Origin of the sequence: Variovorax sp. dw_308, assembly GCF_019207085.1 — a bacterium.
Lineage (GTDB): Bacteria > Pseudomonadota > Gammaproteobacteria > Burkholderiales > Burkholderiaceae_C > Variovorax.
Map to the genome: position 1 here is coordinate 48,795 of NZ_JAATOM010000018.1, position 14,260 is coordinate 63,054.

Genomic DNA, 14,260 nt, shown 5'->3' on the forward strand with positions numbered 1-14,260 from the left:
ACGAGTGCGATCAGTGGATTCTGCGGCATCGTTTTTCCTTCATTGTGTTCAATACGACATGCCGGTCGTGAGCCGGATGCCGCCGTCGACCGGGATTTCCATGCCGGTGATGTATTTCGCTTCGTCGGACGCAAGATAGAGCGATGCATAGGCCACGTCCCATGCGTCACCCATGTGCAACATCGGCACCGCCTTGTTGCGTCCCTCGGACATCGCGTCGTAGTCGACGCCGTAGCGGTCGGCATGCGCCTTAAGCGCACCCGTGTTGATCAGTCCCGGAATGACGGTGTTGAGCCTGATCCCCTTCGGGGCGTACATCACGGCAGTCGCTCGCGTGAACTGCACGAGCCCGGCCTTGCTTGCCGAGTAGGCGACCTGGTGCTTGCCCGTGTACCGATGCGCAGAGATGGACCCCGTGTTCACGACGGCGCCCTTGCCTTGGCGCTCCATCACCGGCAGGACGAACTTGCAGGCCAGATAGGCGCTCTTGACATTGATGTTGAATTGCGCATCCCACATTTCTTCGGAGATCTCAACCGGCCCGCCGGGCGCCGACGCGCCGATGTTGTTGACCAGAATGTCGATGCGGCCGAACTGCTGCACGACCTTCTCCACGAAAGCGCGCACCTGGGAACTGTCGAGCGCATCGCAAGCGTACATGAAGGCACGGCCGCCTTCGGATTCGATGATCTTGCGCGTTTCCTCCGCGGCTTCGAGATTGGCGTCCGTCCCGATTACGGTGGCGCCTTCACGCGCGAACACAACGGCGGTGGCCTTGCCGTTTCCCCAGCCGGGTGCGGAGCTGCCGCAGCCCGTCACGATCGCGATCTTTCCTTCAAGCCTCTTCGCTGACATTTCCAGAAACCTTTCCTAGTTGATGATTGATACGGCTTGGCCGCCGTTCCGCTGATGCGTGCGAGCCCCTAAAGGACCTGTCGCATCGTCGATCCGAAGTACGTCATTCGGCCGCGACGATCTTTCCGTTCTTGACGCGAAGAATCACGGGCGTGTAGGTCCCACCCCGATCCTGATCGAAGGAGAAGCGCCCCGAGCCGACGATGGAGGCCTGGTCCTTGATGGACTGAAGCGCGGCGCGAATCTGCTCGCGCGTTGGATCGGAGCCTGAGGACTTGATGACCGCCGCCGCCATCTTCACCGCCGAATAGCCCAGCGCGGCACCAAAATCCGGCTGCCGGTTGAAGCGCTTTTCGTAGGCGGCAACGAAGCGCTTGTTGTCGTTTCCGGCGAGTCCCGCGAAGTAGTCGGCCGGATAAATGGTCCCTTCGACCGCGCCCCCGCCAATGGTGAGGAACTGACCCGCCCCCATCGCAGGTCCGCCCATGAACTGGACCTTGGCGTCGATGCCGTTCTGGCGCGCCTGCACGGCGAAGTTCCCGGCCTGCTCGCCCCCTAGCGCCATGAACAGCGCCTGGGGCTTCGAACCAATCATCTTGGATTGCAGCGCCAGGAAGTCGCTGTCGGCGGCGAGCACCGAATCATCGAACACGACGTTGACTCCATGCTCCTTGAAGCACTTCAGTGCCGCGTCATGCTGTGCCACCGCGCCGTCGTTGTCGCGGGCGACCACAAGTGCCACCGACTTGGTGCCTAGCTTCTTCACGGCATAGTTGCAGACTTCGATGGAGACCGCGCTCGGGCTGGCGGGCATCCGGAAGCTCCACGGCCCTGCCTTGTTGATCCGGTCGGAAACGGCGGTCGGAGAGAGCATCGGGATCTTCAGATCATTAGCTACCGGCGCCGCCGCGATTCCTTCAACGCTTGAACTGGGACCGAGGATCATCAGCGCCTTGTCGCGGCTCGCGAAGCGATTGATCAAGGCGACGACCTGCGACTTCTCGCTACCGGTATCCTCGACAATCACTTTCAGCTTGTCTGTGCCCAGATAGCCGCTCTCATTCAGCTCGGCGATCGCTACATCCATCCCCTCGCGACTGGGCACTCCGACCCAGGCGTATGTCCCCGTCAGCGCCACGGGGGCACCAATGATGTATTCCTTCGGCTGCGCGTTCGCTGCGTTCGCAGAAAGTGCCACGGCGAGCCCGGTTCCGAGCCCCACCCAACGCCTCAAAAAGTGCCTTTGCTTCATGGTTATTCCTTCGAGAAAGAGTGAGTGAGCGCAGAATGAACGTTGGTTGCCGAGTTCATGGGAGGGAAGTTCTGAGTCGCTCATTCGGCGGTGCCGATCTTTCCGCCTTTGACCCGGAGAATTAATGGCGTATAGCTTCCACCTCGATCTTCATCAAAGGAGAAACGGCCTGCTCCGATGATGGAAGATTGGTCTTTGATGGACCGCAGCGCGTCGCGAATCTGATCGCGTGTCGGATCGGGCCCCGAGGACTTGATGGCCGCCGCCGCCATCTTCACCGCCGAATAGCCCAGCGCGGCACCAAAATCCGGTTGCCGGTTGAAGCGCTTTTCGTAGGCGGCAACAAATCGCTTATTGTCGTTTCCGGCGAGTCCCGCGAAGTAGTCGGCGGGATAAATGGTCCCTTCGACCGCGCCCCCGCCGATGGTGAGGAACTGACCCGCGCCCATCGCAGGTCCGCCCATGAACTGGACCTTGGCGTCGATCCCATTCTGGCGCGCCTGTACGGCGAAGTTTCCGGCCTGCTCGCCGCCTAACGCCATAAACAGCGCCTGAGGCTTCGAGCCAATCATCTTGGACTGCAGCGCCAGGAAATCGCTCTCGGCGGCGAGCACCGAATCGTTGAAAACGACATTGACGCCGTGCTGCTTGAAGCACTTCAAGGTGGCATCGTGCAGCGTCACGATGGCGTCGTTGTCGCGGGCAACCACCAGCGCCACCGACGTGATGCCCAGCTTCTTAACGGCATAGTTGCACACCTCTATAGAGACCGCGCTCGGACTGGCGGGCATTCGGAAAGTCCAGGGCCCTGCTTTGTTGATCCGGTCGGATGCGGCGGTCGGAGAGAGCATCGGGATCTTCAGGTCGTTGGCAACGGGCGCCGCCGCCATGCCTTCGACGCTGGAACTGGGGCCGAGAATCATCAGCGCCTTGTCGCGGCTCGCGAAGCGATTGATCAAGGCGACGACCTGCGACTTGTCGCTTCCCGTATCCTCGATGAGCACCTTCAGCTTGCCTGTGCCCAGATAGCCGCTGTCGTTCAGTTCGGCGATCGCGACATCCATACCCTCGCGGCTGGGCACCCCGACCCAGGCGTAAGGCCCTGTCAGCGCCACAGGAGCGCCGATGACGTATTCCTTCGACTGCGCGCTCGCTGCATCCGCTCCCAGTGCCATCGCGACCCCCATCCCGAGTACCGCCCAACGCCTTGAAAGATGCATTGTCTTCATGGTTCGTCCTTTGAAAAAGTGAGCGAAGACGCGCCGAGTAGCGGCTAGGCCGCTTCTCCGAGGTAATGCGTGGCGATTTCGGGGTCATTGCGAAGCACCTCGCTGTCGCCTTGCCGCACGATGCGTCCGCGCTCCAACACATAGGCCTTGTTGGAGATCTGAAGCGCGCGTCGGGCGTTCTGCTCGACGATGAGGATCGTCAGCCCGTTTCGATTCAACATACGAAGCGTGTCGAATACCAGGTTGACCATGACGGGCGACAGCCCCAGGCTTGGCTCGTCCAGGAGCAATATCTCCGGGGCCCCCATCAATGCGCGTCCGATGGCAAGCATCTGCTGCTCGCCCCCGCTGAGCGAGCCCGCAACCTGGCCTTGTCTTTCCTTCAGCCGGGGAAACAACTCGAACACATCGCCGAGGTCATACCGCGCTTTGCGCGCTCCCCGCGCCTGCGTGCCGAGTTCCAGATTCTCCCGAACGGAAAGCGGCGCCAGGATCTGGCGCCCTTCCGGCACCAGCAGCATTCCATGACGGGCGATGCGAAAGCATTCGAGCCCGAGCAGGGGCCGGTCCATGAACACCACTTCGCCTCCGGCATCGGGCTGTGCACCGACCAGGGTGTTGAGCAGCGTCGACTTGCCGGCCCCGTTGCTGCCGATGAGCGCGACCGTGGCGCCTGCGCTGACCTCCAAGGACACCTGGTCCAGCGCGAGGATGCCTCCGTACTTGGAGCTGAGATTCTTCACGCGGAGCATTGCTCGTCTCCGAGGTAGGCGGCGATCACCCGCGGGTCGTTGCGCACCTCGCGCGGCGTGCCACTGGTCATCAGTTCACCGGCGGCAATGACGTGCACCTGGTCGGACAGCGACATGACGAACTGCATGTTGTGTTCGATCAGAAGGAGCGCGATGCCCTCCGAGGCGAGGCGGCGAAAGTGCACAGCCAATTGCTGCGCCTCGACGTCGTTCATGCCGGCGACCGGCTCGTCGAGGAGAACGACGCGCGGCTTCATCGCCAGCGCGCGCATGATTTCGACGCGCCGCTGGTGCCCGTAGGAAAGCTCACCGGCCAGGAAGTCGCTGTAGCGTTCCATGTCGAACATGGCGATCAGTTCCCGGGCTCGCGCGTACGCCTGGGCCTGCGCCGCGCGAGCCGTCCCCAGGCCGAACACTTCGGCCATTGCCGATACGCCCTGGTGGTGGTGACAAGCCACCGCGATGTTCTCGACGACGCTCGCCTCGTTGAGCAGGCGCACGTTCTGGAACGTGCGTGCAATGCCCAGTCTCGCCACCTGGCCCGGCTGCTGCCGATGGATCTCGGCGCCATCCAAGAGAATGCGCCCTTCGGTCAACGCCGTCAGGCCGGCGATCATGTTCACGATGGTGCTTTTGCCCGCACCATTGGGACCGATCAATCCAGTGATACGGCCGGCAGGAACGCTCAGGCTTACGCCGCGAACCGCCCAGAGTCCCCCGAACTGCCGCGAAACGCCGTCGAGTTCAAGCAGTGACATTGGCTCGCCCCGCGTCGAGTTGTCCCGTGAGGGCAAGCCGCGTGCGCCGGCGACGCGTCGCCAGTGCGAGCGAATCGGCAATGCCCAGCGGCAGGTAGATGATGACGACCATCAGGAGCGCGCCGTGGATGACCAGCCGGTTCTCGGCGAAGGGTCGCGCAACCTCTGGCAGCAGGGACAGGATCACGGCTCCGACGATCGGGCCCAGCACGGACCTGGAGCCGCCGAGCACGACGAACGTCAGGACCGACACCAGCATGTTGAATCCGAACTCCTCCGGAACCACGACGTGGTTGTAGCAAGCCATCAGCGCGCCGGTCGCGCCGGCGATGGCCCCGCTCAGCCCAAAGGCCAGAAAGTGATAGTGGGCGACCCGAATGCCAAGCGAGACGGCAACGGTCTCGTCCTGCCGGATGGCGTCGAAGGCGGCGCCTGCGTGCGAGCGGCCCATGCGTATCAGCAATAGCAGCACGATGGCCAGAAACACGAGGAGTTCCGCGAGTCCGACGGAGCGCGGTATCCCATTCAGACCAAGCGGGCCGCCCGTCCAGTCCGCGTAGTAGAGAACCAGCGACAGATTGATCTGCACGGCCGCCACCGTCGCGATGGCCTGGAACACCCCGCGCAGTCGGCTCAACGGAATGGCGAGCACCAGCGCCGCCCCCGTGGCGACCAGTGTCCCGGCCAGCACCGCGATGGGCGTGGACGCTCCGAAGCGAAGCACGAGCCCGCCTGCGGTGTAGGCTCCCATGGCAGCGAGCGCCGCGGTCGCCACGGAGAAAACGCCCACGCGCAAGACAACGTATTGACTCAAGGCAAGGCCGCAATTGAGGATCGTCAGACAGATGAGTGGCACGAAGCTGGCAAGGTATTCGTTCATGGTGATGGGCTCATTCGCGGCAGACGCGGCGCTCTTTGCGGATGTAGCCGAAGAATCCTGTGGGTCGCACCAGCAGGGTGACGAAGAGAATGGAGAAGATGATGGCGTCGCTCAGGCCGGTGGAGAGGTACGCGACCGTCAAGGTCTGCACGATTCCCAGCAGCAGGCCGGCCAGCAGGGCGCCCGGAATGCTGCCGAGGCCGCCGAGGACGATCACCACGAATGCCTTGAGCATGTAGCCTTCACCCATCATGTAGTGCACCGAGTTGTAGGCGATGCCGATGAGGACGCCCGCGATGCCGGCAAAGGCACCCGAAATGAAGAAGGCCTGGAAATAGATGGCCTGGGAATTGATCCCCAGCAGAGCGGCCGCGCGCTCGCTCACGGCCACGGCGCGCAACTGTGCGCCGAAGCGCGTGTGGAACAGATAGAAGATCAGTGCCAGGAACAACACGAGCGCCGTGCCGACCATCACGCAATTGATGAGGGTGACGCGCAGCCCCAGTATCTCGAACACCACCACCGGAAAGGTGCCGAAGGGGTATCGCAGGACCCGCGTCTCCGACAGGCGCTGCACCACGCTCATGATGATGAGCCCGGCCCCAACGCTCGAGATGATGGCCGAGAATTCCGGCGCGCGGCGTTTTCGAAGGGGTCTGAAAGCAAGATGATCGAGTGCAACGTTGAGCATGCCGGCGCATGCGGCGGCCATCACGAAGACCAGGGCAATCGGCAACTCAAGGCGTGTCACGCATACCAGTCCGGTGAACGCGCCGACCATGAAGACCGCGCCATGGGCCATGTTCAGGATGTGGTTCACACTGAAGATCAGGGTGAAGCCGAGTGCGAACAACGCGTAGACACTTCCTGCCACTACCCCGTTGAGGAGCTGCTGGCCGATCATGAGAAGTACGCTGCGCGCGTTCTCCGGTGAAGCGGCAATGCCGCGCGGCCTTGCCGGCGCACGGAAAGGAACAACGGATGCATGCCCTTGTCTCCAGGGTCGATTTGTCTCATGCGGCGAGTATTGGCAGGACTGCCGGGGCGCGTCTAATGAGTTCTGCCGAGGGGGTATAAGATCTTCAAATGCCGCTGGTCCCTCAGAACTTTCAGACGCTGCGATGTTTCGCGGCGGTGGCCCGCGCAGGCTCCATATCTGTCGCGGCCCAAACGCTTCACCTCAGCCAGCCTGCTGTCAGCCTTCAGATCAAGAGCCTGGAGTCCTTGATCGGGCTGGTGCTCTTTCATCGCTCGCCCAGTGGCCTGGTGTTGACGACCGAGGGGGCGCGCCTGCTGCTGGAAGCCGACAAGACCCTGCTCGCCCTCGAAGGCTTCGGTCAGCAGGTGGCCAAACTGAAGGGCACGCATCAACAGATGCTTCGGATCGGCACGATCCTTGACGCGGAGGTCATCAAGCTGGCCTCGTTCTTGAAAGAACTGGTCAGTTGCGCGCCAAAAGCCGAGCTCAGGCTGACGCACTGCATGAGCGACGAGGTCCTGATGAAGCTGTCTCGGCAGGAGTTGGATGTCGGTTACTGCCTGGAGCTGCCGCCGGCCGGTGGCGCCGCCGGCACCCGCGATCGGATTGCATCGCCAAATGACAGGCTCGCCATCAAGACGCGCTTCCATTCCGAACCTCTGCGCAACGTTCTCTATCGCGTCGCCGCACCTGCGCAGTGGGAGGCACGCGTTCGCGGCAAGAACTGGAAGAGCCTCGCCAAGCTACCTTGGGTCTCCGCGCCGGAATTCTCAGCTCACAGTTGGTTGCTCACGTCGGTCTTCAGCCCGCTAGGCATCACGCCCCAGCGATCGGCAACCAGCGATCGGGAAGCGTCGATGCTGGACCTCGTGGAGTCCGGCGTCGGATTGAGCCTGGTCCGCGATTCGATTGCCGAGGCGGAAGCCGCCGCGCGCCATCTTGTGATTGCCGATCGCGTGAGCATCGAGTGCCAACTTCGGTTCGTGAGCCTGCAGTCTCGCCTGAACGAACAGTCGATTTCGCAGGCATGGAGCGCCATGCGTCACGCATGGTCGACCAAGCCGCGCGCCCGGCGTCCTGCCGCCTAGGACCCGGGCGATACAATGAACGGTTGCGTGCGGGACGCTGGCATGGGAGTGATGCCACGCCGAGCCCGCGAAGACACAAGCAGGGAACGGGGTGGGATCGGCGGTCGGAAGAAGGCAGTCGGAAGCGGAAAAACCGGGCGCTTCGCGTCGACGCTGCCGCGCTGCCGGCATGCGGCCGCGCATTTCCCAGGACTCATTGCGTCCTGGCTTTTCAAGCTTGCATGGCCCGGCTTCCCCCGGAATTTTCGCGGGCTGCAGGCATTTCGGATTTCGCGTTCGGATGGCGTTTTCGCGGCCCGCCGGTGGCGAAGCGCTGTCCTTCTTGGCGCGCGACTGTGGAGGTGAACGGATGGAACTAGAGTTTGAGCCCGCAGTGCTCGACTGCGTCTCGGAAGAGGCGGCGCGCTTGGAATTGGGACTGCACCTTTGCCTGCAGTTCATCCGGACGTTGTCTCGGCGCTGCGATGACGCCCTCGCGGAAAACGGCATGGGGCGCGCCCATCATCGGGTCCTCTTCCTTGCGACGCGAGATGTGCGGCTTACCGTTGGCGAGATGGGTGCGTTGCTCGGCATCAGCAACCAGGCCCTCTCCCAGGTTCTCAAGCGGCTTTTTTCGCAGGGCTATCTGACGCAGGAGGTTGATCCTGACGACAGGCGAAAGCGCGTGATTCTGCCGACACCGCAAAGCTTCGAGCTCATGCGCCGGCTCGATGATTTGCAGAAGGACATTTTCAATCGCGGCTTCCACCATGTCGGAGCGAAAGGTACCGTCACCTTCTTCCGCACCTTGGCTGCCATGCTGGAGCCCGAGTCGGCCCAGGTCCTGACCGTGTATGCGGGCCGGTTGGATGCCTTGGGGCAGGACTGCCTGTTGAAGACAATCTCTGGCGTTGCGCGAAGCAAGCCGCACTCCCGAAGGAAAACAACGCCCAAGGCGTAGAGGGACGGGGCTGGGGTCGGGTCCGCGCCGCCAATTTAATCAAGCTAGACTAAATAGTTAAGTGATGTTGACATAAATCGCCTTAGCCGGTTAGAGTGCAGCCATTGCAACTAAAGGGTGGCGGTAGCCCCAGCCAGTGGGGCTGCCGCCTAGAACGATGGGTGTCATCTCGCTCTTCGATTACGGCGCAGCGCGCCATGCGGACCGTCCCTGTCTTGAAGACGACCTGGAGGTTCGGACTTACGAAGAAGTCCGCGATGCTTCGCACCGCATCGCTCTGGCGCTCGGCGCTCGGGGCGTGGTGCCGGGCGACAAGATCTCAACCCTGAGTCCCAACGCGGTCACAATGGTCGAAGCGATGCTCGGCATCTATCGTGCGGGCTGCGTCTTCGTGCCGCTGAACGTCCTGAATTCCGAAGAAGAGAACAGCACCATCATCCAGAATAACGACGTTTCGGTGCTGTTCTATCACTCGAAGTTTTCCGGCGTGGTGGAGCGTCTTCTGAAAGTGTGCCCACGAATCAGGCTGTCGATCCGGCTCGATGCGGGCGAGCGTTCCGATCAGCGACTGCGCGAGATCGCCGCGGCCTACACCGGCGAGGCGCCGGACCCCGGAGCCTCGTTTCACGACCTGGCATCCATCTACAGCACCGGCGGAACCACGGGCGCGCCCAAGGGCGCCATGATTTCCGGGCTCGCCTGGGATGTACAGGCGGCGAGCTTCTTCGCCGCGATGCCGGTTCGAGCGCAGCCGGTCTACCTTGCCGCCACGCCCATGACGCATGCCGCGGGTTGCCTAGCGATCTATCTGTTCGCCGCGGGCGGCCATGTGATCATGCACGATCGCTTCGAAGCCGGACGCTTCCTCGCAACGATCGACGAGCGCCGCGCAACGCACGTGCATCTGCCGCCGACCGCGATCTACATGCTTCTGTCGCATCCCGATGCGGCCAAGCACGACTACAGCTCTCTCGAATGCTTCCACTACGCTTCCGCACCGATGTCGGTGGAGAAGCTCAAGCAGTGCATGGAGATCTTCGGGCCGGTCATGGCCCAGACCTGGGGCCAATCGGAAGCGCCTCTCATATGTACCTTGCTCACGCCCGATGATCATCGGCTGGCGGTGGAGTCGCCGGACCATGTTTCGCTTCTCGCAAGCTGCGGCCGTCCCACGCTGATGACGCGCGTCGAGGTCATCGATGATTCGGGCCGCTTCCTGTCGGTAGGGGAAATGGGCGAACTGGTGATGAACGGGCCGCTGGTCGGGCTCGGCTACTACCGCAAGCCGGACGCTACGGCTTCCACCTTCGTCAACGGATGGCTGCGCAGCGGGGACATCGGCTACAAGGACGCCCGCGGCTACGTCTTCATCTGCGACCGTAAGAAAGAAATGATCATTTCCGGCGGGCTGAACATCTATCCGGCCGAAGTCGAACAGGTGGTCTGGTCGCATCCAGCGGTGCAGGAATGCGCGGTGATCGGCGTGCCCGACGAGAAATGGGGCGAGGCGGTCAAGGCGGTGATCGAACTCAAGCCGGGGATGAGCGCGTCCCAGGAGGACCTGCTGGCCCTGTGCAAGTCCCGGCTTGGCAGCGCCAAGGCGCCCAAGAGCATCGAGATCTGGCCTTCCCTGCCGCGGTCGGCCGTCGGCAAAGTCAGCAAGAAAGAAATCCGTGCCCGCTTCTGGGATGGCACGGGGCGCTCGATCTAGCATCTCGAACGGCGAACACTTCGCCGGCGTTTGAAGACGCCAAAGAAGAAGGAGACATCATGTCAGGACCATGTATTGTTGGATGGGGCCACACCGCCTTCGGAAAGCTGGCCGGCACGTCGCTCGAGGACATGATCGTCGAGGTGGCGCGGCAAGCGATGGAGGACGCAGAAGTCGCGCCTTCGGAGATCGACGAGATCGTACTTGGCAACTTCAATGCCGGCCTCGACGAGCAGGATTTTCCATCGTCACTCGTGCTTCAGGCGCACCCTGACCTGCGGTTCAAGCCCGCCACCCGAGTCGAGAACGCCTGCGCCAGCGGGTCCGCGGCCGTCTATCAGGGCCTGAAGTCGATCCGTGCGGGCGACGCGCGCATCGTGCTGGTTGTGGGCGCGGAAAAGATGACGCATCTGCCCGGCACAACGGTGCGCGACATTCTCGTGCGCGCGTCCTATCGAAAGGACGAGCACTACACAGCTGAGGGCGGCTTTGCCGAAGCCTGGGCGGACATTCAGAACGAATACGTCCGCTTGCATGGTCCCCAGGACGATGCATTGGCGCGGATCGCGGCCAAGAACCATTACAACGCCACCTTCAATCCATGGGCGCATATTCGGAAAGATCTTGGTTTCGAGTTCTGCCGCCACGTCAGCGAGCGCAACCCCATCGTGGCCGGGCCGATCAAGCGAAGCGACAGCTCGCTGGTGTCGGACGGCGCGGCAGCCATCATCTTGGCCAGTGAAGACGTTGCCCGAAGCAAGCACAAGGCCGTAGCCTTCAGGGCCGCCGCGCACGTCAGTGACTTCATGCCGACAGCGCGCCGCGACATGCCTGCCTTCGAATGCACGGCCACGGCATGGTCGCGCGCGTTCGAGCGGGCGGGAGCAATCGTGCACGACCTGGACTTCGCGGAGGTGCACGATTGCTTCACGATTGCGGAACTCCTCCAGTACGAGGCCATGGGGCTGACGCCCAAGGGAAAGGGTGCCACCGCCATCGACGAGGGCTGGGTCCTTCGTGATGGCCGCCTGCCGATCAACGTGTCGGGCGGCCTGAAAGCCAAGGGGCATCCGATCGGCGCCACGGGGGTGTCGATGCACGCGCTCGCCGCGATGCAATTGACGGGCACGGCGGGCAGCCTCCAGGTGCCCGGCGCCGGACTTGGCGCGATCAGCAATCTGGGCGGTTCGGCCTGTGTGACCTATGTCAGTATTCTGGAGCGGCTGGTGTGAGCACGGCGACGTGCCCGCCGCGCGATGCGTCCGCGAGCCTCGGCTCGCATCGGACGTAGCCGCGGCCGACACCGTCCTGTCGCCACTACCACTGGCTGGACATCACCAATGTCGCGCCGGCAGCCAACATGCCTCCGACGGCGTGCGCCACTGAGATCTCGACGCCCGGCACCTGTGCCGCAGCCGTGCCGCGGATCTGGCGAATGGACTCCAGCACCGCGAACATGCCATAGCGGCCCGAGTGCGTGTAGCTCAAGCCACCGCCATTGGTATTGAGCGGCAGCCTGCCACCCGGGGCCGTGTTCCTGGCACGGATGAACTCGGCACCTTCGCCCGGAGCGACGAAGCCCAGTGCTTCGAGGCCCATGATCGGCAGGTGCGCGAAGGCGTCATAGACCATCAGATGATCAACGTCCGACGGTTTGATTCCCGCGTCCTGGAAGGCGCGCGGGCCTGAACTCGTGAACGCCTTCGGAAAATCGTAGTTCGCCACCTGGCTGGGCAAGCCTGCGTCGTAGGCCTCGGCCGTTCCGAGAACGTACACTGGCTTGTTCGGAAAGTCCTTTGCCCTTTCCGCCTTGGTGACGATCAATGCGCCTCCCCCGTCCGTGACCAGGCAGCACTCGAGGCGATGGAGCGGATAGACGATCATGTCGGAGCGAAGAACGTCCTCGACCGTCAGCGGGTCCTTCTTGGCCGCGCGCGGATTCCTGGCTGCCCATTCGCGCTGAATGACGGGAACCGTTGCCAACAGCTCGGGTGTGATGCCATAGGTTTTCAAATAGCGGGTGATCGGCAGCGTGACCAGTGTCAGCGGGAGGGTGGCGCCGAACGGCAGTTCGAACTGGCGATTCAACTCGGTGAAGCCCATGTCGATGTAGCCCGCGCCCACCTTGGAACGGCCGCTTTCGCCGTGCGTGACGAGCACCGTCGTGCAGTAACCCGCCTCGATCGCCGCGATCGCATGCCGGACATGGATGAGGAACGAGCACCCGCCGGCCTCGCTGGCGTCGACCCACGCGGGCTCTATGCCCAGGTAGCCCGCCACGCCGATCGCCGGCTCGCCGCAGGTCGCGATGCCGTCAATGTCGCCCGGCTTCAGTCCGGCGTCGCGCATGGCGTTGATGGCTGCGTCCGCATGCAGTTGCAGCTGCGACATCTCGGGCACGCTCCCGATGCGTGACGTCTCGGCCGCCCCCACGATGGCCACACTGGGTTTCTTCGTCATGCCGAGACTCCTTCCCTGACCGGATAGGGTTCGAAAAGCGGCAACCAGATGTCGTCGCTCGCCTTCTTGAAGATGACCTTGAGCCGCATGTCCAGCTCCAGGGACTCGGGGCTCTGGGGACAATTCACGATGTTCGTCAGCATCTGCGGGCCCTCCTCAAGGCGCACCACCGCGATCGAATAAGGGGGCGTGAACCCCGGCACAGGCAAGTGGCTGATGACGTAGGTCAGAAGGGTCGCCACGCCCGAGGCGCTCACCACTTCGAGCTTGTCCGACAGGCAGTGCGGACAAAACGGGCGCGGCGGAAAGATGGCCTTGGCGCACGCCCGGCACTTTTGAAATCGAAGTTCCCCCGCTCTTGTGCCTTCCCAGAAGAACCGGGTCTCCGGCGTGGGTACGGGCAGGACGGGCGTGGGCGAGGAAGTAGGCATCGTTGGCAACCTGCATGAATGAATTGAAGCTATACCGACGCACCGCCGCTGACGAACAGCACTTGCCCGGTGATGAAGTCCGACTCCGGCGTGCACAGCAGATAGACGCCTCCGGCGGCATCCTCCGGTTCGCCCTGCCGGCCGAGTGCCGTCCGGCGGTTCATCTCCGCTAACCCGGCTTCGTCGAGTCCGACACGGAATTCGCGGTCTCCCACCCGCGTCACGTCCGGGCCCTCGGCGCCATGCACGCGCGTGAGGCGCGTACGGATCAGCCCGAACGCCACGCAGTTCACATTGACCCTGTAGCGGCCCCACTCCTTGGACAGGGACTTGGTGAGACCCACCACCGCGGCCTTCCCCGACGCATACGCCGCCTGTCCCGGAATGCCGCAGATTGCCATGGACGAGACGTTCACCACCTTGCGATGCACCGTGAGTCCGCGCTGGGCCTCGTCCTTGGCGGCGGATCTGATGAAACCGGAGGCGGCACGCAGGATCCTGAAGGGCGCGACCACATGGATGTCCAGCATGGCCTGGAAGTGATCGTCCGATGTGTTTTGAATGGACCGGTCCCATCCATACCCGGCGTTGTTGACCAAGATGTCGATGCCGCCGAAATTCGACAGCGTTGTGTTGACCAGCCTTTCGGCGAATCCGTTGGCGCAGACGTCGCCCACCACGGCAACGGCCTTCGCGCCCTGCGCGCGCAGATCGGCCACCGCCTGTTCTGCCTCCGCTTCATCGATGTCGTTGACGACGACCGACGCCCCCTCCTGCGCCAGCTTGCGGGCCACGGCAAGCCCGACGCCCCGGCCAGACCCGGTCACGATTGCAATCTTGTCGTTCAACTTGGTCATCGCTGGCTGCTCCTGAAGGGAGATGGTGTTGGGCGCTTGGGCGCCGGGAGTGGAACGAGGGCTTGCGC

The 14,260-nt window shown here is 63.1% G+C and carries 14 protein-coding genes; 4 read left to right on the forward strand and 10 right to left on the reverse strand.

Features of this window, described 5'->3' with window-relative positions:
* Window positions 1-48 precede the first annotated feature (48 nt).
* The 7 genes from HCU76_RS26650 to HCU76_RS26680 all read right to left on the reverse strand — a co-directional run bounded on the left by HCU76_RS26650 (window position 49) and on the right by HCU76_RS26680 (window position 6,630).
* A complete protein-coding gene (locus HCU76_RS26650; protein ID WP_213958010.1) occupies window positions 49-855 on the reverse strand; it encodes an SDR family NAD(P)-dependent oxidoreductase in 807 nt (268 codons plus the stop codon).
* Between the two features lie 103 nt (window positions 856-958).
* Complete coding sequence (locus tag HCU76_RS26655) at window positions 959-2,107, reverse strand: ABC transporter substrate-binding protein (protein ID WP_213958011.1); 1,149 nt, start codon at window positions 2,105-2,107, stop codon at window positions 959-961.
* Between the two features lie 80 nt (window positions 2,108-2,187).
* Complete coding sequence (locus tag HCU76_RS26660) at window positions 2,188-3,336, reverse strand: ABC transporter substrate-binding protein (protein ID WP_213958012.1); 1,149 nt, start codon at window positions 3,334-3,336, stop codon at window positions 2,188-2,190.
* 44 nt (window positions 3,337-3,380) lie between these two features.
* A complete protein-coding gene (locus HCU76_RS26665; RefSeq protein WP_218511088.1) occupies window positions 3,381-4,088 on the reverse strand; it encodes an ABC transporter ATP-binding protein in 708 nt (235 codons plus the stop codon).
* A complete protein-coding gene (locus tag HCU76_RS26670) occupies window positions 4,076-4,846 on the reverse strand; it encodes an ABC transporter ATP-binding protein (protein ID WP_213958014.1) in 771 nt (256 codons plus the stop codon). Before HCU76_RS26670 ends, HCU76_RS26665 begins: the two co-directional genes overlap by 13 nt.
* Window positions 4,833-5,726: a branched-chain amino acid ABC transporter permease gene (locus tag HCU76_RS26675; protein ID WP_213958015.1), complete on the reverse strand. Its 894-nt coding sequence runs from the start codon at window positions 5,724-5,726 to the stop codon at window positions 4,833-4,835. The genes HCU76_RS26670 and HCU76_RS26675 overlap by 14 nt, the downstream gene beginning before the upstream one ends.
* A 10-nt stretch (window positions 5,727-5,736) precedes the next feature.
* On the reverse strand, window positions 5,737-6,630 hold the full coding sequence (locus HCU76_RS26680; protein ID WP_213958016.1) for a branched-chain amino acid ABC transporter permease: 894 nt from the start codon (window positions 6,628-6,630) through the stop codon (window positions 5,737-5,739).
* 182 nt (window positions 6,631-6,812) lie between these two features.
* Between HCU76_RS26680 and HCU76_RS26685 the strand changes: the two genes are divergently transcribed.
* The 4 genes from HCU76_RS26685 (at window position 6,813) to HCU76_RS26700 (ending at window position 11,676) form a co-directional block, all read left to right on the forward strand.
* Window positions 6,813-7,793, forward strand: a complete 981-nt coding sequence (locus HCU76_RS26685; protein ID WP_213958017.1) for a LysR family transcriptional regulator — start codon at window positions 6,813-6,815, stop codon at window positions 7,791-7,793.
* A gap of 349 nt (window positions 7,794-8,142) precedes the next feature.
* On the forward strand, window positions 8,143-8,733 hold the full coding sequence (locus HCU76_RS26690; RefSeq protein WP_213958018.1) for a MarR family winged helix-turn-helix transcriptional regulator: 591 nt from the start codon (window positions 8,143-8,145) through the stop codon (window positions 8,731-8,733).
* Between the two features lie 157 nt (window positions 8,734-8,890).
* On the forward strand, window positions 8,891-10,444 hold the full coding sequence (locus HCU76_RS26695) for a class I adenylate-forming enzyme family protein (RefSeq protein ID WP_213958019.1): 1,554 nt from the start codon (window positions 8,891-8,893) through the stop codon (window positions 10,442-10,444).
* Window positions 10,445-10,503: 59 nt separating this feature from the next.
* On the forward strand, window positions 10,504-11,676 hold the full coding sequence (locus HCU76_RS26700) for an acetyl-CoA acetyltransferase (RefSeq protein ID WP_213958020.1): 1,173 nt from the start codon (window positions 10,504-10,506) through the stop codon (window positions 11,674-11,676).
* An 85-nt stretch (window positions 11,677-11,761) separates the two neighbouring features.
* Here the strand turns inward: HCU76_RS26700 and HCU76_RS26705 are convergent, their stop codons facing one another.
* Genes HCU76_RS26705 through HCU76_RS26715 form a run of 3 tightly spaced genes read right to left on the reverse strand, consistent with a single transcriptional unit; the run spans window position 11,762 to window position 14,192 of the window.
* Window positions 11,762-12,904 carry a thiolase gene (locus HCU76_RS26705; protein ID WP_213958021.1) on the reverse strand — a complete coding sequence of 381 codons (1,143 nt, stop codon included), beginning with the start codon at window positions 12,902-12,904 and terminating at the stop codon, window positions 11,762-11,764.
* On the reverse strand, window positions 12,901-13,335 hold the full coding sequence (locus HCU76_RS26710) for a Zn-ribbon domain-containing OB-fold protein (protein WP_213958022.1): 435 nt from the start codon (window positions 13,333-13,335) through the stop codon (window positions 12,901-12,903). Before HCU76_RS26710 ends, HCU76_RS26705 begins: the two co-directional genes overlap by 4 nt.
* 29 nt (window positions 13,336-13,364) lie before the next feature.
* Window positions 13,365-14,192 carry an SDR family NAD(P)-dependent oxidoreductase gene (locus HCU76_RS26715; protein ID WP_213958023.1) on the reverse strand — a complete coding sequence of 276 codons (828 nt, stop codon included), beginning with the start codon at window positions 14,190-14,192 and terminating at the stop codon, window positions 13,365-13,367.
* Between the last annotated feature and the right edge of the window lie 68 nt (window positions 14,193-14,260).

Excerpts from the sequence above, each read along its gene's own strand:
- HCU76_RS26705 (WP_213958021.1), bottom strand. The coding sequence starts at position 12,904 with ATGACGAAGAAACCCAGTGTGGCCATCGTGGGGGCGGCCGAGACGTCA.
- HCU76_RS26665 (WP_218511088.1), bottom strand. The coding sequence starts at position 4,088 with ATGCTCCGCGTGAAGAATCTCAGCTCCAAGTACGGAGGCATCCTCGCG.
- HCU76_RS26660 (WP_213958012.1), bottom strand. The coding sequence starts at position 3,336 with ATGAAGACAATGCATCTTTCAAGGCGTTGGGCGGTACTCGGGATGGGG.
- HCU76_RS26695 (WP_213958019.1), top strand. The coding sequence starts at position 8,891 with ATGGGTGTCATCTCGCTCTTCGATTACGGCGCAGCGCGCCATGCGGAC.
- HCU76_RS26690 (WP_213958018.1), top strand. The coding sequence starts at position 8,143 with ATGGAACTAGAGTTTGAGCCCGCAGTGCTCGACTGCGTCTCGGAAGAG.
- HCU76_RS26685 (WP_213958017.1), top strand. The coding sequence starts at position 6,813 with ATGCCGCTGGTCCCTCAGAACTTTCAGACGCTGCGATGTTTCGCGGCG.
- HCU76_RS26650 (WP_213958010.1), bottom strand. The coding sequence starts at position 855 with ATGTCAGCGAAGAGGCTTGAAGGAAAGATCGCGATCGTGACGGGCTGC.
- HCU76_RS26675 (WP_213958015.1), bottom strand. The coding sequence starts at position 5,726 with ATGAACGAATACCTTGCCAGCTTCGTGCCACTCATCTGTCTGACGATC.
- HCU76_RS26655 (WP_213958011.1), bottom strand. The coding sequence starts at position 2,107 with ATGAAGCAAAGGCACTTTTTGAGGCGTTGGGTGGGGCTCGGAACCGGG.
- HCU76_RS26700 (WP_213958020.1), top strand. The coding sequence starts at position 10,504 with ATGTCAGGACCATGTATTGTTGGATGGGGCCACACCGCCTTCGGAAAG.
- HCU76_RS26710 (WP_213958022.1), bottom strand. The coding sequence starts at position 13,335 with ATGCCTACTTCCTCGCCCACGCCCGTCCTGCCCGTACCCACGCCGGAG.
- HCU76_RS26670 (WP_213958014.1), bottom strand. The coding sequence starts at position 4,846 with ATGTCACTGCTTGAACTCGACGGCGTTTCGCGGCAGTTCGGGGGACTC.
- HCU76_RS26680 (WP_213958016.1), bottom strand. The coding sequence starts at position 6,630 with ATGATCGGCCAGCAGCTCCTCAACGGGGTAGTGGCAGGAAGTGTCTAC.
- HCU76_RS26715 (WP_213958023.1), bottom strand. The coding sequence starts at position 14,192 with ATGACCAAGTTGAACGACAAGATTGCAATCGTGACCGGGTCTGGCCGG.